The organism is Methylobacterium sp. Leaf125 (assembly GCF_001423085.1).
Taxonomy (GTDB): Bacteria; Pseudomonadota; Alphaproteobacteria; order Rhizobiales; family Beijerinckiaceae; genus Methylobacterium.
In genome coordinates, this window is record NZ_LMNU01000002.1 from 16,608 (window position 1) to 34,777 (window position 18,170).

At 71.4% G+C, this 18,170-nt stretch carries 15 protein-coding genes; 5 read left to right on the top strand and 10 right to left on the bottom strand.

The genetic code is table 11. The features are described 5' to 3' along the window. Positions 1 to 40: 40 nt before the first annotated feature. The 3 genes from ASF58_RS05985 to ASF58_RS05995 form a co-directional block, all read right to left on the bottom strand. On the bottom strand, positions 41 to 598 hold the full coding sequence (locus ASF58_RS05985; RefSeq protein ID WP_055948968.1) for a PepSY domain-containing protein: 558 nt from the start codon (positions 596 to 598) through the stop codon (positions 41 to 43). 98 nt (positions 599 to 696) lie between these two features. After that, positions 697 to 2,373, bottom strand: a complete 1,677-nt coding sequence (locus ASF58_RS05990; protein ID WP_055948970.1) for a PepSY-associated TM helix domain-containing protein — start codon at positions 2,371 to 2,373, stop codon at positions 697 to 699. 33 nt (positions 2,374 to 2,406) lie between these two features. Next, positions 2,407 to 4,725 (bottom strand): TonB-dependent siderophore receptor, encoded by a 2,319-nt coding sequence (locus tag ASF58_RS05995; protein WP_055948973.1) that lies wholly within the window; start codon positions 4,723 to 4,725, stop codon positions 2,407 to 2,409. A 508-nt stretch (positions 4,726 to 5,233) separates the two neighbouring features. Between ASF58_RS05995 and ASF58_RS06000 the strand changes: the two genes are divergently transcribed. Next, positions 5,234 to 5,980, top strand: coding sequence for a Crp/Fnr family transcriptional regulator (locus ASF58_RS06000; protein WP_055948976.1), 747 nt, complete (start codon positions 5,234 to 5,236; stop codon positions 5,978 to 5,980). A gap of 34 nt (positions 5,981 to 6,014) precedes the next feature. On the opposite strand, the gene ASF58_RS06005 is transcribed toward ASF58_RS06000, so the two are convergent. The 4 genes from ASF58_RS06005 to ASF58_RS06020 form a co-directional block, all read right to left on the bottom strand. Beyond that, positions 6,015 to 6,320 (bottom strand): hypothetical protein, encoded by a 306-nt coding sequence (locus ASF58_RS06005; RefSeq protein WP_055948978.1) that lies wholly within the window; start codon positions 6,318 to 6,320, stop codon positions 6,015 to 6,017. A 77-nt stretch (positions 6,321 to 6,397) separates the two neighbouring features. Next, on the bottom strand, positions 6,398 to 6,661 hold the full coding sequence (locus tag ASF58_RS06010) for a hypothetical protein (RefSeq protein WP_055948980.1): 264 nt from the start codon (positions 6,659 to 6,661) through the stop codon (positions 6,398 to 6,400). A gap of 317 nt (positions 6,662 to 6,978) precedes the next feature. Then, positions 6,979 to 9,333, bottom strand: coding sequence for an ATP-dependent RecD-like DNA helicase (locus ASF58_RS06015; protein ID WP_082512867.1), 2,355 nt, complete (start codon positions 9,331 to 9,333; stop codon positions 6,979 to 6,981). Positions 9,334 to 9,403: 70 nt separating this feature from the next. Continuing rightward, the gene (locus ASF58_RS06020) at positions 9,404 to 10,081 is read right to left on the bottom strand and encodes a hypothetical protein (protein WP_055948982.1); all 678 of its coding nucleotides are present in this window, start codon (positions 10,079 to 10,081) and stop codon (positions 9,404 to 9,406) included. 209 nt (positions 10,082 to 10,290) lie between these two features. Here ASF58_RS06020 and ASF58_RS06025 point away from each other — a divergent pair, with 209 nt between their 5' ends. Next, entirely contained in the window at positions 10,291 to 10,626 is a 336-nt protein-coding gene (locus tag ASF58_RS06025; protein ID WP_055948986.1) for a hypothetical protein, read from the top strand. Positions 10,627 to 10,694: 68 nt separating this feature from the next. Here the strand turns inward: ASF58_RS06025 and ASF58_RS06030 are convergent, their stop codons facing one another. After that, positions 10,695 to 10,958, bottom strand: coding sequence for a hypothetical protein (locus ASF58_RS06030; RefSeq protein WP_055949210.1), 264 nt, complete (start codon positions 10,956 to 10,958; stop codon positions 10,695 to 10,697). A gap of 192 nt (positions 10,959 to 11,150) precedes the next feature. On the opposite strand from ASF58_RS06030, the gene ASF58_RS06035 reads away from it, so the two are divergent. Then, on the top strand, positions 11,151 to 11,933 hold the full coding sequence (locus tag ASF58_RS06035; RefSeq protein WP_055948989.1) for a DUF502 domain-containing protein: 783 nt from the start codon (positions 11,151 to 11,153) through the stop codon (positions 11,931 to 11,933). Positions 11,934 to 12,004: 71 nt separating this feature from the next. Here the strand turns inward: ASF58_RS06035 and recG are convergent, their stop codons facing one another. Further along, positions 12,005 to 14,152 (bottom strand): ATP-dependent DNA helicase RecG, encoded by a 2,148-nt coding sequence (gene recG / locus ASF58_RS06040; protein ID WP_055948992.1) that lies wholly within the window; start codon positions 14,150 to 14,152, stop codon positions 12,005 to 12,007. A 291-nt stretch (positions 14,153 to 14,443) separates the two neighbouring features. Here recG and ASF58_RS06045 point away from each other — a divergent pair, with 291 nt between their 5' ends. Continuing rightward, positions 14,444 to 14,737, top strand: coding sequence for a succinate dehydrogenase assembly factor 2 (locus tag ASF58_RS06045; RefSeq protein ID WP_055948995.1), 294 nt, complete (start codon positions 14,444 to 14,446; stop codon positions 14,735 to 14,737). A 447-nt stretch (positions 14,738 to 15,184) separates the two neighbouring features. Continuing rightward, positions 15,185 to 15,523 (top strand): hypothetical protein, encoded by a 339-nt coding sequence (locus tag ASF58_RS06050; RefSeq protein WP_055948998.1) that lies wholly within the window; start codon positions 15,185 to 15,187, stop codon positions 15,521 to 15,523. 110 nt (positions 15,524 to 15,633) lie between these two features. Here ASF58_RS06050 and ASF58_RS06055 read toward each other — a convergent pair whose 3' ends face one another. Beyond that, a complete protein-coding gene (locus ASF58_RS06055) occupies positions 15,634 to 17,646 on the bottom strand; it encodes a PAS domain-containing protein (RefSeq protein WP_244477207.1) in 2,013 nt (670 codons plus the stop codon). Positions 17,647 to 18,170 lie beyond the last annotated feature (524 nt).

Here is an 18,170-nt window from a genome sequence, read left to right on the forward strand (position 1 = left end):
TCCGTCGACGCTCTCGCGAGATCGTCGAGGACGTCGGGGGTCAGTCGACGACCTTGCCGTCGGGGCCGACCTTGACCTTCTGCTCGCGGTCGGGGAGCGCCACCTTGATGTCGTACTGCACCGAGGCGCCCTCGCGCTCGACCTCGGCCTCGTAGGCCTTGCCGCCGCCGGCCTTCTGCTCGGCGATCTTCAGGGCGTCCTTGAGCGAGGTGGTGGCCTTCTGGAAGTCGGCCGGCTTCAGGCGGGTGAAGTAGCGCTCGATCGGCTGGTTCTCGGTCTTGTACAGGGCGCCGTCATCGGCGTTGATGCCGTACTCGACCAGCTTGCCGTCGGGGTACACGACCTTGATGCTGTAGTGGTTCGGGTTCTTGCCGTCGGCCTTCTCGAAGTCGGCGTCGATGGCGCGGCCCTTCTCGCCCTGCTGCTCGGCGGTGGTCAGCGCCTGCGCGAGGGTGACCTTGCTGACCGCGGCGAGCTGGTACTCCTTCATGTCCTTGTCGGTTTTGGTCATGTCGGTCTTGGGGGCGGGCGTCTGGGCCAGCACGAGGCCGGTGCTGAGCGCGAGGAATCCGGCGGCGGCGGCGAGGCGGTGCATCATGGGCGGGTCGTCCCTTTTCGGGTGTCGTTGAAGGACCCTGGAAACGGCCGGCAGGCCGGTTGGTTGCTCCGCAGCAATGCGCCGGATCGCCCGGTCCTTCAGCGGGCCGAGGGTCCCGGGGCGGCGAGGGCGCCGAGGCCGGCGCGCGCCGCCGCGGGAGCGGGGGCCGCCCGCCGTGGCCCGGCGTAGCGGGCGAGCTTGCGCGCCGCGACGGCGAACAGGCCCGCCAGGGCGAGGAGCGTCGCATCGAACCAGACGAAGCGCGCCTGCCCGGCGAGGAGCCCCGCCCAGTGGTGATCGACCCGGGCGAGGTCGGCGGCCACCACCGCGAGATAGAGGCCGGCCGTCGCGGTCAGCGCCGCGCCCCAGGCCCGGCGCGACGGGCCCGCGAGGGCCGCCAGGGTGACGAGGCCCCAGGTGGCGAAGAAGGCGCCGATCTCCGCATCCGCCCGGCCCGCCAGGGCGAGGGGCAGCAGGCGGTTGGCGAGGAAGTAGGCCGCGATGGCCGCCGGGAGCCCGGCGACGGCGCCGATGTTCAGGGCCTGGACCAGGCGCAGGCCGAGGAAGCCCCGCCCGCCCGCCCTGCCCGAGGCCTGGGGCAGGGCTTTGGGCAGGGCCTGGGGCAGGGCCTGGGGCAAGGCTTTGGGCAAAGCCTGGGGCAGGCGTGCCACCGACCAGAGCACGAGGCCGGTCGCCACCATGGCGGAGCCCATCAGGCCACAGAGGAAGAACAGGATGCGCAGGGCCGGCCCGGCGAAGTGGGCCTCGTGCAGGCCGACCAGGGTGGTGAAGGTCCGGGCCGCCGGCCGGAGGCCGCCCTGCCGGACCTCGCGCACCGCGCCCGTCACCCCGTCGAAGGCGATCTGCGGATGCTCGTGCGAGAGCCCGTGCGGCTCCTCGAACACCGCGGTGACCACGGCGTGGGCGTCCCGCGGGTTGACGATCGAGAGCCGCTCCAGGGGCTCGGAGACCGTCGCCATGGCTTCGCGCACCATCGGGCCGATGGGCGCCAGGGTGCCGGGCTGCCCGGCGGCGGCACGCGGCACCGGGATCTGGCCGCTCTCGGCGAAGAAGGTCTGCGCCTCGCCCTTGTAGGCCGTTGTGATGCCCCAGGGCATGTACATCACGCCCAGGGTGACGATGCCCGTGTAGGTGATCATCAGGTGGAAGGGCAGGGCGAGCACGCCCGTGACGTTGTGGGCGTCGAGCCAGCCGCGCTGGGGCGCCTTGTCCCGCCGCAGGGTGAAGAAGTCCGCGAAGATACGCCGGTGCGTGATCACGCCGGAGATCAGCGCCACCAGCATGATCATGGCGCAGAGGCCGACGATCCAGCGGCCCCAGAGGGGCGGCATGTGGAGCTCGAAGTGGAAGCGGTAGAGGAAGTCGCCGCCCTTCGTCTCGCGGATCGCCGCCGGCTCGCCCGTCGCCGGGTCGAGGCGGGCCTGCCCCGGCGGGGTGCCGGGCTTCGTCCGCCAGAACAGGTCGAGCACCGGGCTGTCGGGGGTCGGCAGGCCGATGAACCACGTCCGCGCCCCGCCCGCGTGCCGCTGGAGATGCGCGACGCCGAGCTCGGCCGCCCGCGCCACCGCATCGGGCGAGAGGGGCGCGCCGGAGAGCGCCTGGCTCTGTCCGAGCTCGGGCCGCATCCAGCGCGAGATGTCGGCCCGGTAGTAGCTCGCCGTGCCGGTGACGAAGATCGCCAGCAGGACCCAGCCGACGACGAGGCCGGACCAGGTGTGGAGCCAGGCCATGGCCTGGCGGAAGCTCGTACCCATGCGTCCTCCGGGGCGCTCTGTGCGGAAGCCGGCTTACCAGCGGTAGCGCAGGGTGGCGTAGACCGTGCGGGGCAGGCCGTAATAGCAGTTCGAATAGCTGAAGCAGCCCGTGACGGTGCGCGCGTCGAGGAGGTTCTGCGCGTTGAGCTGCAGCGTGAAGCCGTTGAGCGTCGCGTCGAAGTGCTTCAGGTCGTAGGACAGCACGGCATCGACGAGGACGCTCTCCGGCACCTTGAAGGTGTTGGCCGGGTCTCCCCACGACGATCCGAGATAGCGCACGCCGCCGCCGAGGCCGAGGCCCAGCAGGGGCCCGCCGGTGAAGCGGTAATCGGCGAACAGCGAGACCGTGGTGTCGGGAATCTGGACGGGCGTGCGCCCGAGGAGCGGCACCTGTTGATTGGTGACCTGGTTGAGCGTCGCGGTGATGTCACCGGAGACACGGGCATCGATGAACGAGAAGCCCCCGATGACGTTCAGGCCCTCGGCGAGGTTCACCCGCGCCTCGAACTCCAGGCCTTGCACGCCGACCGCGCCGGTCTGCACCACGAAGGCCCGATTGACCGGATCGGGATTCGTGGCGTTCGAGCGGCGGATGTCGAAGGCGGCGGCGGTGAGCAGGATGTCGGTGCCGGGCGGCTGGTACTTGATGCCGGCCTCGAACTGGTCGCTGGTGATCGGGGCGGGGATGCGCCCGACCGAGCCGAAATTCGCATCGAAGATCCGCCCCGAGGTGATCGGCTCGAAGGCCTCGCTGTAGGAGACGTAGGGCGCGAACCCGTTGTCGAAGAGGTAGAGCAGGCTCGCCCGGCCGGTGAAGGCCTCGGAGGGCACGTCCTGGTTCGTCACGACGTTCGTGGCGAGGGTCCGGGTCGGGCCGGAGCTGCTGGCCCAGTCGTAGCGGCCGCCGAGGGTGAGGACGAGGCGGTCGAACTTCACCTGGTCCTGGACGTAAATGCCCGTCTGCTCCGACCTGATCCGCGCATCCGTGGTGAAGGGCGGCGTCGGGATGGTCATGGCGTAGTTGGGCGCCAGCACGTTCAGGCTGGGGGCCGCCGGGAAGGCCGAGGACAGCGTCCGGGTCTCGAAGCTGCGGTAATCGACGCCGACGAGGGCGGTGTGCGCGAAGATGCCGGTGTCGAACTTGCCCACGAGATTGTTGTCGATGGTGTAGGCGTCGATGTCGACTCGGGTCGTGATGCGCGAGCGGTCGATGAGCGGGCCGCTGGCGAAGGGGCCGGTGGTGTCGTTGAAGGCGCCGTAGACGCTGCGGTAATCGCCCTCGGTGCGCAGGTAGCGCGCCGCCGAGTGGACGTGCAGGGCGTCGTTGATGTCGTGGTCGAAGATGTAGCCGATCGAGGCCTGGGTCCGGTCCGAGCGCTCGAAGGTGCGGTCGCCGTCGTAGAAATCCACCGGCAGGCGACCGGTGAGTCCGCCGCCGAAGTTGCGCCGGAACAGCGTGCCCACGGCGGGGAAGCCGCCGTAGAAGCCCGAGAACGGGTCGCGCTGGTAGTTGCCGATGACGGTGAGCGAGGTCTCGGCGGAGGGCCGCCAGGTCAGGCTCGGATTGATCAGGACGCGCTCGACCTCCGTGGTCACGGCCGGGCCGTCGCCCTTCCAGCCGAGGCCGACGACGCGGTAGGCGAACTGGTCGGCGAGGGGACCCGCCTCGGCGGCCAGGGGGCCGCCGACGTCGAAGCCGCCGCGCACCTCGTTGAAGCCGCCGCCCTGGACGAAGATCTCGCCGTGCCGGACGAATTGCGGGACCTTGGAGACGAAGTTGACGATCCCGCCCGGGCCCGACTGCCCGTAGAGCACCGAGGCGGGGCCCTTGATGACGTCGACGCGTTCCACCCGATAGGGATCGACGGACGGCGCGGCGTCGCGGCTGCCCGGCAGCGAGAGGCCGTCGAGGAACAGCGGGGCGGTGAAGCCGCGGATGAAGAACTGGTCGGTGCGGGTGGCGCCGGCGCCGCCGCGCTGCTCGGTGGTCACGCCGGGGGTGTAGCGCAGGGCCTGATTCAGGGTGAGCGCGTTCTGGTCCTCGATCTGCTGGCGCCCGATCACCGAGATCGACTGCGCGGTCTCGACGATCGGCGTGTCCGTCTTGGTGGCCACCCGGCTCTGGGTGGCGACGTAGCCGCGCAGGGGGCCGACCGCGCCGCCGGGCTGGCTGCCCGACGCGTTCCGGCCCGCGCCGGCGCCCTCCACCGAGAGGATGTCGAGGGTCACCGTCTCGCTCGCCTGGGCCTTTGCTTCGTTGATGGAGACCCCGACCGCAGCAACGCCGGACAGGAGCGTCGCCAGGAGACAGCGTTGGGCTGCCTGAGCGACGGGACGGGGACTCTCAAGCAACGCAAAACGGTTCACAGCCACAGACCATTCCCGGGAGTGCACGAATTCTGTACCGCGAATGTGAATTGACTTACTTTCGCCAGCACCAAAACGTCTTGGCAGAATTCGTAATTCATCTGCAAGGGATATGTTTTTTACTTATTCCAGACTGAAACTGAGCGGGGGACATCGGGCGGACGCGGCCTTTAATCCCGGCCTCTGCGAAAAAAACCGCACTGCGACCCCGAGTGCACAGCCCGCGGACGCGGCGTCGAACCAGGGACCCCGGATTAGCCACGCTGCGGCCGCGCAGGATGGACCCGGTTTTTCCGATGAATGTCGGGGAACATCCAGAAAGTCGGCCAATCCTCTGAAAGCAATCCGATGTTTTATGTCTGCCTAAATACCATGCAGATCCGGACGGATACTTGAAAATCCCGCAAATAAATCTATGTTAAAACCGTCGCCCGCATCCCGCTGCGGGCGGTTGGGAGACCGCCCGCGCTCTTGCCGTCCAGGGAGGAGCGCCATGCCGGATCCGTCACAGTCGCGGTCTTCGCCACCCGATCCGGTCCGGCAGGCCGCGGTGCAGAACCTGCTCCTGCGGGCGATGGGGCCGGAGGATTTCGCCCGGCTCGCGCCGCACCTGGAGCCGATGGCGGGCGACTTCCGCCAGTTCCTGATCCGGCCCAACCAGCCGGTGGAGCGGCTGTACTTTCCCGAGAGCGGATTCGTCTCGATCGTCACCGAGGCCTCGGCCGGCCGGGTCGAGATCGGCCTGGTGGGGCGGGAGGGCCTCGTCGGCGCCACGCCGATCCTGCTCGACAGCGATCGGACGCCGCACCAGGCCTACGTGCAGAACGCCGGCCGCCTGCTCGCCATCGACGCCCCGGCGCTCCTGGCGGCCGTCGGGCAGAGCCCGTCCCTGCGCCATCTGCTGCTGCGCTTCGTCCAGGTCCAGATCGTCCACCTGGGCAAGACCGCCTTCGCCAACGCCACCTTCACCATGGACGTGCGCCTGGCCGCCTGGCTGCTGATGTGCCACGACCGGATCGACGGCGACGACATCGCCATCACGCACGAGTTCCTGGCCCTGATGCTCGGGGTGCAGCGCTCGGGGGCGACCCTCGCGGTCCAGATCCTCGAGGGCCAGCACCTGATCCGGGCGCGGCGCGGGCGCATCACCATCCTCGACCGCCCGGCGCTGCTCGATCTGGCGGACGGGAGCTACGGCACCGCCGAGGCCGAGTACGCCCGGCTCATCGGCGGCGCCTGATCCCCGCGCGGGGCACATCCCCGACAGGAGCCCCTCAGGCCGCCAGGGGCAGGGCCTCCGGCGCCGGGGCGGCCGAGCGGATCGCGAGGAAGGCCTCCACGGCCGCCAGGGAGTCGAAGGCCATGAATTCCGGGCGCAGGGGGGCGGGAAGCCCCGCGAAGGTCAGGCTCCGGAACGTGTCGGGATGGGGATAGAGCTGGTAGGGCCCACCCGGATCCAGGGGCGGGAACAGGATCGCCACCTTCCGGCCGCCGAGCCGGACGAGGCGGGTGCTGCTGTAGGACAGGGTCTCGATCGTGTAGGCGGCCCGCTTCGACGCGCCCTTCGTGATGCCTCGCATGGTGCCTTCCTCGCTTGCGTCTCGTCTTCGAACCGCGCCGGAGGCCGCCCCCGGTCCCCGCCCCCGGCCTCAGGATTTCACGCCGCCCTGGCCACCCGCATCAGCTCGCAGAAGGCGAGGAGCAGGACGCGCCGGCCCCCGGCGTCGTGGACGTCGACGATCCAGTCCGACCAGTCGAGTTGCGCCCCGACCCGCTCCATGGCGTGCAGGGCCACCTCCACGGCGTGGAAGCGGATCTGGGACCGGTCGGCGATGGCGATCCCCGTCGGGTCGATGATGGCCACGTGGCCGTCGGTGCAGTGGAACCGGTAGTGGGAACGGGGATCCCGCAGGACGGTCATGTCCGGTCCTCCAATGCCCGGGACGTCCCTGTCGGGAGCGTCACCGGGGCCTGTTGTCCGGTGTTCGAGACCGGCGCGTGCGACGTCGTCCCGAGGATATAAGTTCTTCTTTTGTTCTCATCAAGTTTCCGGCCCTGCGCGTTCTGCCGCGGGCTTGAACAGCCTCGAACAGTCTTTTGCGCGGCCTTTGCGCGGCCTTGCGGCAAAGCTTGCCCGGGAACATCCGGGACCTGGGCGGTGCCGGTCGCGCACGCCTCCGGAGCTTGCGTCCTCACCCCGGATCTTGGACCCCGCGTCGTCCGCAGCCGAGACCGTTCCTAGCCGCGCTCGCGCAGCCACTGGCCGAGCTTGGTCCAGCGCCGGGTCTGGCGGCTGCCGGACACCGCCGTGCGGATCGCCCGGGGCTGGCCCACCAGCACCACGAGCTGCCGGCCCCGCGTCACCGCCGTGTAGAGGAGGTTGCGCGCCAGCATGGTGAAGTGCTGGTTCACGATCGGGATCACCACGGCCGGGTACTCGGAGCCCTGGCTCTTGTGGATGGTGGTGGCGAAGGCCGGCACCAGGGTGTCGAGCTCGCCGTACGGGTAGGCGACCTCGCGCCCGTCGAACGCCACGATCACCGCCTGGTCCTCGGCCTCGAGGCGCACCACCCGCCCGAGATCGCCGTTGAAGACGTCGCGGTCGTAGTCGTTCTGCGTCTCCATCACCCGGTCGCCGGGGGCGAAGCGCCAGCCGAAGCGCTCCACCGCGGTCTCGGGGGGCGGGTTCAGCACCTGCTGGAGGGCGTGGTTCAGGTTGCGGCTGCCCAGAACCCCGCGCAGCATCGGCGTCAGCACCTGGATGTCGCGCAGGGGGTCGAGGCCGAAGCGGGCGGGGATGCGCCGCGTCACCACCTCGATCAGCCGGTCGAGGCCGATCTCGGGATCGTCCACCGCGATCCAGTAGAAATCCGCCGCCGCGTCCGGGGACACGCCCCCCGGCCCCGGAGATTCCGCCTCCGGCCCCGGAGGTCCGGACTCCGGCACCGGAGGTCTGGCCTCCGGCACCGGAGGTCTGGCCTCCGGCATCAGGCCGCGATTGATCCGGTGCGCGTTGACGACGATCCGGCTCGCCGCGGCCTGGCGGAAGACCTCGGTCAGGCGGGCGACCGGGACGCGCTCCGAGGCGATGAGGTCGGCCAGGACCTGGCCCGGCCCCACGGAGGGCAGCTGGTCGACGTCGCCCACGAGGAGCAGGGCCGCCCGCTCCGGCACCGCCTTCAGGAGGGCGTTCATCAGCGGCACGTCGATCATCGAGGCCTCGTCCACGACGAGGAGGTCGCAATCGAGGGGGTTCTCGGCGTCGCGGGCGAAGCCGCCCCGGGCCGGGTCGACCTCCAGCAGCCGGTGGAGGGTCCTGGCCGGGAGCCCGGTCTGCTCGGTCATGCGCTTGGCCGCCCGGCCGGTGGGGGCGGCGAGGAGCACCCGCACCCCCTTGGCGACGAGGATGCGCAGGAGCGAATCCAGCGTGCTGGTCTTGCCGACCCCCGGGCCGCCGGTGAGGACGCAGAGCCGGGCGGCGAGCATTGTGCCGATGGCGGCGGCCTGCGAGGGCGACAGGGTCTTGCCCGTGCGGCCCTCGACCCAGGGGATCGCCCGGGCGAGGTCGATGGCGGGCCAGGGCGGGGGCCCGTCGCGGCGGTCGATCAGGCGGTCGGCGATGGCGCGCTCGGCCCCGTGCAGGCCCTTGAGGAACAGGCAGGTCTCGGACCCGGACGTCCCGACCGCGATCGTGTCCGCCACCACGTCCGCGCCGCGCAGTTCCAGGGCGATGGCGAGGCGGATCAGGTCCGGCTCGACCTCCAGCAGGCGCTGGGCCAGCGCCACCAGGCGCTCGGTGGGCAGGCCGCAATGGCCCTCGTCGGTGGCGGTCTGGAGGGCGAAGGTGACCCCGGCGCGCAGGCGCTGCGGCGCCTCCCGGGCCATGCCGAGGCGCATCGCGATGGCGTCGGCCGTGCGGAAGCCGATGCCGCGGATGTCGCGGGCGAGCCGGTAGGGATCCTGCGTCATCACCGCGATCGCGTCGCGGCCGTAGGTCCGGAAGATGCGCACGGCCCGGGCGGTGCCGACCCCGTGGGCGTGCAGGAAGATCATGATCTCCCGCACCCGCTTCTGCTCGGCCCAGCCGCGCAGGATGCGGGCGGCGCGCTTGGGGCCGATCCCCTCCACCTCCGTCAGCCGGCCGGGCTCCGCCTCGATGACCGCGAAGGTGTCCGCGCCGAACAGGGCCACGATGCGCTGCGCCATGGCCGGGCCGATGCCCCGCATCTGACCGGAGGCGAGGTAGCGCACGATGCCCTCGCGGCCCGTCGGCGGCGTCACCCGCAGGGTCTCGGCCCGGAACTGCAGCCCGTGCTGGCGGTCGCTGGTCCAGCGGCCCGCGGCGGCGATCCACTCGCCCGCCGCGATCGCCGGGGCGTGCCCCACCACCGGCACGAGGTCGCGCTTGCCCGCCGCCTGGACCTTGAGCACGCAGAAGCCGGTCTCGGCGTTGTGGAAGGTGACGCGCTCGATGGTGCCCGCGAGGGTGTCGGGGGGCTCCCGAGACGCCTGAGGCCGAGACTCCTGAGGCCGAGTCCCTTCAAGCCGAGCCTCCTGGCCTGCCTGCGGTTCGAGATCTCCCGGGCGGATCATCCTGTTCACGCCACCGGCCCTGCGTCACGGCGTCCTGGAGCGGGCCGCCGCGGCAGCCCGGTTTCGGGGGTCAGGCCGCGCGCCGGCCCGGCTTTTTGGGCGGCCAGCCCAGGGCGACGAGGCGGGCGCGGGCGTAGTCGCGGACCTCGTCCCGGGTGCCCGGCGGCATCCGGGCGAGCACCTGCTGGGTCTCGGCGTCGAGCATCAGGTCGGTGACGGCGTCGATGCTGTCCTGGTCGTCGATGCGGCGCTTCAGGTCGGCCTCGGCCTCGGTCACCGCGTCGAACGGGTCGGAGTCCGCGAAGGCGTCGTCGACGGCCTGGATCGCGGCCGGGGACCCGGCCCGGAACTCGTCCGCCTCCTCCTCGGAATAGACGAGGCCGTGCAGCTCCAGGAGCTTGAGGATCACCCGGTCCTTGGCCCGCTTCTCGGCCATGGCGTAGACGTAGCCGGCCTGCTTGCCCGAGACCCGGTAGTTCACGTTGACCAGGGCCTCGCCGATCGACCACTCGACCCGCTCGGTCCCGGCCTTGGCGCCTGCCATCCGACCAGTGACCAGGATCACGGCCTCGTCGCGCTCGGCCCGCACCAGGGTCGGCGGGTCGAAGGCGATGCCGGCCTGGGCGGCGATCCGCTCCAGGGTCCGGTGATAGATCACCGCCGTGCCCTGCACCCGCCAGACATTGCCGCCGAAGGGTTCACCGTAGCGGACCAGGATGTCCGCGATCTGCTTGTCCGCCGTTCGCATCAGGCCTTCTCGTCGAGGCTGCCCAGGAGGCTGGGCGCAGGCCGTGACCCACGGCCACGTTCCTGATATGTTCCAGAAGATGTGATGTGGTCCCTGGGCCGTGTCATGACAAGTGGGCGCCCACGTGGATGCGTTGACGCCGAACTCGCCGTAGAAGAGGCGCCGGACCTCTGCTGTCCTCCGGAGCCGCAGCGCGAACAGGAGCGCCGATGACCTCGCTGATCTTCTCCGTGTCGAGCCCCGAGGGCGAGGGCACTTACCGGATGGAGGCGACGAAGACCTCGCGCGGCGTGCGTTTTACCTGCACCTGCCCCGAGGGCGTGGCGCAGGCGCATTGCGAGCACCGCATCGCCCTGCTGCTCGGGGAGGTCGGCCACCTCGTCTCGGTCGATCCGGCGGCGGTCGCGGCGCTCTCCGCCCTGACCCGGGGTTCGCCCCTGATGCACGCCGTCCACCGGCTGGCGCAGGCGGAGGCCGCCGAGGCCGAGGCCCGCGCCGACCTGGAGCGCGCCCGGGAGGTGCTCGCCACCATCTTGGGCGGCTGAGGCCGCCACCCTCTCGGGCGGCTGGGGCCGCCGGGTGGCGGGGATTCCGGAATTTCGCGCGGCGCGGCTCAGCCCCGGTCGGGCCGGGCCTCCCAGATCGCCGCCTCGACGAAGGGGCGCTTCAGCTGTGGGCCGGCGCCGCTGCGCAGGACGAAGTCGTTGGCGCCGGGATGGCGGCGGATGGCCTTGCCGAGGTTCAGCCGGTAGCCCGCCCCGAACACGAAGGGCGGCGCCATCGGGTTGGCCATGTAGGCGTCCACGGCCGCCGTCACCTCGGTCGCGGGAATGAGGCCCAGGTCGCACAGGGCGCGAATCGTCAGCTTCTCGGTCATGCGCTCCTCCATAGGCCCCCGGGGGGCCGGGCCGCAACGCGACCCGTCGCACGGGGCGCGGACGCGGTCTTGAGCCGCGGGAGCGCAGGGGCTACCTCTTGGGACGGGGGCCAAGCTTGCCGGAACCCCGGCTCCGCGCCGCGCGGGGCAGGGACGTTCCGAAACGCCGTCCCCTCGGCCGAAAGTGCATCCGTGGCGCCCACCCTTTCCCCACCGCTCCCCCCACCCGAGCCCGAGGCCGGCGCCCGCCCGCGGGTGAGCGCGCGGGGCCGCCTGCGGACCTACTTCCTCACCGGCATCATCGTGTCGGGGCCGCTCGCCATCACGATCTACCTGACCTGGTGGTTCATCAGCCTCATCGACGGCTGGGTGAAGCCCCTGGTGCCGGCGAGCTACCTGCCCGACCATTACCTGCCGTTCTCGATCCCGGGGCTGGGCCTCCTGATCGCCTTCGTGGCGGTGACCCTGCTGGGCTTCCTCACCGCCAACCTGGTGGGGCGCAGCGTCGTCGAGTTCGGCGAGGTGCTTCTGGCCCGCACGCCGGTGATCTCCGGGCTCTACAAGGGCCTGCGCCAGATCTTCGAGACCCTGTTCTCCGCCAACGGCACCTCGTTCCGCACGGTCGGCCTCGTGGAATTCCCCGTGAAGGGCACCTGGTCCGTGGTGTTCCTGTCCGCGCCGGCCGCCCCGGACGTGCAGGCCGCCCTGGGCCCGGGGGGCGACCATGTCGGCGTGTTCCTGCCCTGCGCGCCCAACCCCACCACCGGGTTCTTCTTCTACCTGCCGCGCACCGACATCGTGGAGATCGCCATGAGCGTCGACGACGCGGCCAAGCTGGTGATGTCGGCCGGCGTGATCCAGCCCGACGACCCGCATGCGCGCGATTCCCACACCAAGGATCCGCAGGCGCGCTTCCAGGCCATGGCGGCCTCCCTGCGGGCGACCCACGGGGACGCGCCCAAGATCGACGCCTGAGGTCGATGCCTGAGATCCCAAGATCGATGCCTGAGATCGATACCTGAGATCGACGCCCGACCCGGACGGGGTCAGCCCGCCCCGAGCAGGCGGATCGCCGCGTCGCGCTCGAACAGGTAGAGCAGCACCCGGAGCGCCTGGCCGCGCGCGCTCTTCAGGCCGGGGTCGCGCTGGACCACGAGCTGCGCGTCGTCGCGGGCCACCTGGAGCAGTTCGGCGTCGTTCTCCAGGCTGGCGAGGCGGAAGGCGGCCATCCCGGATTGCCGGGTGCCCAGCACCTCGCCCTCGCCGCGCAGGCGCAGGTCCTCCTCGGCGATGCGGAAGCCGTCCTCGGTCTCGCGCATCATCTCGAGGCGCGCCCGCGAGACCTGGCCGAGGGGGCCGCGATAGAGCAGGAGGCAGGTGGAGGCGCGCGTGCCCCGCCCGACCCGGCCGCGGAGCTGGTGGAGCTGGGCGAGGCCGAAGCGCTCGGCATGCTCGATGACCATGATGGTGGCCTCCGGCACGTCGACGCCGACCTCCACCACCGTGGTGGAGACGAGGATCTTGGTCTCGCCCCGCTGGAAGCGCTCCATGGCGGCGTCCTTGTCGGGCCCCGGCATCTTGCCGTGGATCAGCCCGACCGCGTCGCCGAAGCTGTGGCGCAGGTCCGCGAAGCGCTCCTCGGCCGCGGCGAGGTCGACGAACTCGGATTCCGCCACCAGGGGGCAGATCCAGTAGACCCGGTCGCCGGCGGCCAGCGCCCGCCCCAAGCCCGCCACCACCTCGTCGAGGCGGTCGGTGGAGACGAGGCGGGTGGCGATGGGCTGGCGCCCGGCCGGTTTCTCGTCGAGCACCGAGACGTCCATGTCGCCGAAGCAGGTCAGCGCCAGGGTCCGGGGAATGGGCGTCGCCGTCATCACCAGGATGTCGACGGCCGCGCCCTTGGCTCCCAGCGCCAGGCGCTGGTGCACGCCGAAGCGGTGCTGCTCGTCCACCACCGCCACGCCGAGATCGGCGAAGACCACGCTGTCCTGGAACAGCGCGTGGGTGCCGACCACGATGTCGACCGCGCCCGCCGCCAGGGCCGCCAGGGTGGCGCGGCGCTCCGAGGCCTTGTCGCGCCCGGTGAGGAGGCGCAGGCGCAGGGGCGCGGCCAGGGGGGCCAGGCGTTCGAAGTGCTGGCGCGCCAGGATCTCGGTGGGGGCCATCAGGGCCGCCTGGCGCCCGACCTCCACGGCCGAGGCCATGGCGAGCAGGGCCACCGCGGTCTTGCCGGCGCCGACATCGCCCTGGAGCAGGCGCAGCATGCGCCGGTCGGAGGCGAGGTCGCCGCGGATCTCGGCGACGGCCCGCCGCTGCGCCCCCGTCAGCCCGAAGGGCAGGGCGGCCTCGATCCGGCCGCTGACGCGCCCGTCCCCCGCATTGGCCCGGCCGGGGGCCCGGCGGTTGCGGGCCCGCATCAGGGCGAGGGCCAGCTGCGAGGCCAGGAGCTCGTCGTAGGCCAGGCGCCGCCGGGCCGGGGAGCGCGGGGGGGCGCCGCCGCCCTCGGGCACGGGGGGCGGGGCCGCCTCCGGCCGGTGCTCGGCCCGCAGGGCGTCGGCGAAGGCCGGCAGCCCCTCGCGGGCCGCCCAGGCCGGGTCCAGCCACTCGGGCAGCACCGGCAGGCGCTCCAGGGCGGCATGGGCCAGCTTCGAGATCGCCCGGGAGGTCAGGCCCTCGGTGGCGCCGTAGATCGGCTCGACGGTGGGCTGGGCGGCGAGCCCCGCCTCGTCGACGATGCGGGCGGGATGGACCATCTGGCGCTGCCCGTCCCAGAGGTCGATGCGCCCGGTGACGTAGCGGTGGCTCCCCAGCGGCAGCATCTTCTCGACCCGGGCCTGGGGCATGCCGAAGAACACCAGGGTGACGTCCCCGGTGGCATCCTCCACCAGCACCCGGAAGGGCCGCCGGCCCGCCCCGGGCTGGGGCGCCCGGTAGCCCGTCACGGTGACGCCCACGGTGACGGGCTCGCCGGGGGGCGCCTCGGCGATGGAGCCCATCAGGCGCCGGGCGACGCCGCCCTGCGGCAGGTGGAACAGGAGGTCGACGATCCGGGCCGGCTGCTCGGGCGTGCCCAGCAGCCGCTCGATCATCGGCGCCATCTTGGGCCCGATGCCGGGCAGGCCGCGCGCGGGCGCGAAGAGGGCATCGAGGACGCTCGGGCGGAGCAGGGGCTGGCGGGACGCGGCGTCGGTCATGCGGCTCGGAGGCGGAAAGCGGGCGGAAGGAAATCGCGAGGAAGCAAAGCTCGAGGAAGGGCGCCCGGAGGAGGGGGCAGGCCCGGGCGGAATCGGACGGCGCGGGCGCGGGCGCCCGCCCCGCGCACGGGCGGGATGGCGGCGCGGCCCGCTGTCTCTATATACGCCTCGGAAGGCTTGGTCCCGCGGCGGATGACGCACGGGGGCCGGGCCGGGGCCGCCCTGATCTCACAGGATCCTCCGATCCAGGGATCACGGCATCCCGGGATCACAGCATCACAGGCTGACCGCATGTCCGGCACCACGCGCACCAGCGCCGACCTCGATCCGCGCCGCCGCCGCACCCTCTTCCGCGCCTGGCACCGCGGCATCCGCGAGATGGACCTGATCATGGGCCGCTTCGCCGATGCCGAGATCGGCACCTTCACGGAGGAAGAGCTCACCACCTTCGAGGCCCTGATCGAGGTGCCCGACCGCGACCTGTTCCGCTGGCTGACCGGCGAGGACGCGACGCCCACGAACTACGACACCCCGGTCTATCGCCGCCTCAAGGCCTTCCACAAGCACGACGCGCCGATCCACTAGGCCACGGGGCGGCTCGCGCCCCGTCCCGCCCCCGGGATTGCCGCGTCTTCGGTTGGTAAGCCTCCGGATCAAGCGTCTCCGGTTCGCCGGCCCCGTCCGCGGGCGCAGGCGGCCGCCGCGACGCCGGGGTCGTGCGAAGAGCCTCGAAAGGGTGGGGTCGACCCGGACCGTCACCGCAGAACATCAGAAGACACGATATCAAAAGATAAGACGAACACTGGCCGGGAGGACTCTTTGTGCCCCCGATCCGTGGGAGCAGACCGTAGATCCTCAGACGTCGGCAGCGATACCCAAAAAACGATCGAGTTGTTCTACCGCGAATCAACCAAATCCGTTCAAAACTTCGTCAGAATCAAGGGCGCAATGCTTTTGAAACTTTCGCGACTTACTCTGCGCTTGAGAACATAAAACAAAAATATAGCGCAGGTCTATATTATGGGATCCTTGATGAAGCGGCGCGTTTTCGCGTATGCGGCGGGTTTGACCTGTTGTTTCGGGTGCCTCCACGCCTACGCCCATGCCGCGAACGTCGCCGGCATCGTGATCCAGAAAGCCCGACAATTCGGCTTCCAGGCCGTCACCCTGCAGGCCGGCGGGTCCATCGTGCTGTCCAACGAGGAGGCGACGGCCGTCCACCACGCCTATATCGAGGCGGACGGCATCCGCCGCGACTTCGGCGACCAGGCCCCCGGCAGCCGCACCACGATGGTGTTCCCGCAGCGGGGCGACTTCCTCGTGCTGTGCGGCGTGCATCCGAAGATGAAGCTCGCCGTCCACGTGGACTGAGCGGCCGGCCGCCGCCCGCGGCCGAGCGGACCCGCCGCGCGATCCGCTCGGATGGGCATCGGTCCCGGCAGATCTTATTCCGGGCCGATCTTGTCCGGGACCAGGTTCGGTCACCGACCGTGGGCGTGCACCGCCGGCCGGCGGTCGGCCGAGGACAGGAACTGCACGTTCAGGCTGATGCCGGACCGATTCCGCACGGCGCAGTCGAACCGGCGTCCATCCCCGTCGACGACGACCGCGAAGCGGTCCGGCACCGTTGCGGGCTGGCCCAGTTGCAGGCGCGCGCCGCCTTCGGACAGGTCGCGGATGGAGCAGGCGATGCGCGCGCCGCCGGGCAGGTGGATCGCGGCGCGCAGGAGGACGCGCGTCCGCCGGTCGGTGCGCCGCTCCTCCATGCCGATGGTCCAGTCGTCCAGGCCCGTGCTGATGCTCGACACCCCGTCGGCCGCCTGCTGCATGCTGGCCAGGATCGCGCCCGTGGCCTGGGCCTGCTCGTCCATCGCGGCGGTGACGCCGTCGACATGCCGGCTGATCGTGCCGATCGCCGCCGTGATCGTCGCCAGGGTGGTGGCGACCTCGCCGGAGACCGCCTGCATGCCGGCGATCTCGCTGCTGATCCGGTTCGTGGCGGCGGCGGCCTGGCCGGCCAGGTTCTTCACCTCGGTGGCGACCACCGCGAAGCCGCGCCCGGCCTCGCCGGCCCGGGCCGCCTCGATCGTCGCGTTGAGGGCCAGGAGATTGATCTGCTGGGCGATGTCCGTGATCATCGTGGCGACGCCGCTCATCGCCTGGGCCGCGCCCCGCAGCCGCTCGGTGGCGGCATCCGCCTCCCCGGCCCGGCCGTGGATGTCGTCCACGACGGTCTTGGACTGGGCCATGCTGCGGGAGATGTCCAGCGCGGAGGCGTTCATGACGTCGGCCGCATCCGTGACCGCCTGGACGTTGTCGAGGGTGCGCTCGGCGGCCTCGACCGCGACGGAGCGCGCCGCCATGTTGGCGGTGACGTCGGTGGCGTACTTGACGATCTTGGTCAGGCGGCCGGCGGGATCGAAGATCGGGTTGTAGCTCGCCTGGATCCACACGGACCGGCCGCCCTTGCCGAAGCGCTGGAACATGCCCGACGCGAAGCGGCCGGCGCGCAGGCGGTCCCAGAAGGCGGCATACTCGGCCGTCTGGGCGTAGCCGGGCTCGACGAACTGGGCGTGCGGCCGGCCCCGGATCTCCTCGATCCCGTAGCCGAGCGCCGTCAGGAAATTGGCATTGGCGTCGAGGACGGTCGCGTCGGGGGCGAACTCGATCACCGCCTGCGAGCGGTTGACCGCCGCCAGCTGCGCCATCGCGTCCGCGACCTGCAGCTTCTGCGCGGTGATGTCGGTGGCGAACTTGACCACCTTGATCGGCACCCCGTCCCGGTCCCGGATCGGGTTGTAGGTGGCCTGGATCCAGATCTCGCGGCCGCCCTTGGCGATGCGCTTGAACTCGCCCGAGCGGAACTCGCCGCGGGCGAGCTCCGCCCAGAACGCGCGGTACGCGGCCCCGGCGCGCTCCTCCGGGTCGACGAACAGGCCGTGATGGCGGCCCTGGACCTCGTCGAGGCTGTAGCCCACCGCGGCCAGGAAATTGGCGTTGGCCGCGAGGATCGTGCCGTCGAGGCCGAATTCGATGACGGCCTGGGAGCGCTGCAGGGCCTCGAGCTGCCCGTCATGGTCGATGGCCCGCAGGACCTCCGCGGTGACGTCGGTGGCGAGCTTGACCACCCGGGTCACGCGCCCGGCCCGATCGCGGACCGGGTTGTAGGTGGCCTGGATCCAGACCGCCCGGCCATCCTTCGCGAAGCGCTTGAACGCGCGCGTCTGCGGCTCGCCGCGGCGCAGGGCGTCCCAGAACGCGCGGTAGGCCTCGCTGGCCTGCTCCGCGGGGGAGACGAAGCGCCCGTGGGGCTGTCCCGTCACCTCGGAGAGGCTGTAGCCCATCAGGTCGAGGAAGAGCCCGTTGGCGGTGAGCACCGTGCCGTCGGGGGTGAACTCGATGCGCGCCCGGGACCGGTCGATGGCCGCCATCAGCGCGCGCAGATCAGTGTCGAAGAACGGCACGGAGGTGTTCCCGCGATGCGCATCCCGCATCTGCGCTCTTTCTAGTCGCTTTCCATTAAGCAAACCCGAAACACCTTAAAGGCGAGCGACCGATGAACACCAAACTTTGACGACCCATGCCCTGCGGAGACCGAGACTGACCGTTCGGTTGCTGAAGGGAAGCCCTGGCGTTGCTCGGCAGGCGAGGGGCCGCCCCGATCGGGTGGCGGCCCTCGCGGTCGGCACCGGGGCTGGCCGGCCCGCCGGGCCGGCGAAAAACCTTGACAATATTCCTAAATCGTGTTCCTTTCTCCCGACCTGCCGCCCGTACGAATCGGGAGCCCGACCGGAGACCGACCGGGTGGGCTTGGGGGCGGCGGGGCGGTGCCCGCGTCGGTGGCTTCGGTCGCTGCCGCCTCGGGCGACGGCTCGCTATGACCGCCGGCTCGGCACAGGGCGGCGCGCCGGGGGAGGAAATGCCCCCGCCGTCCGACCCGTCGCTGGGACAGCGGGAAGAAGCTGCGGCGCCGCCCATGACGAGGCGGCGTGCGACGAAGGCTCGCTCCGAAGCGTGC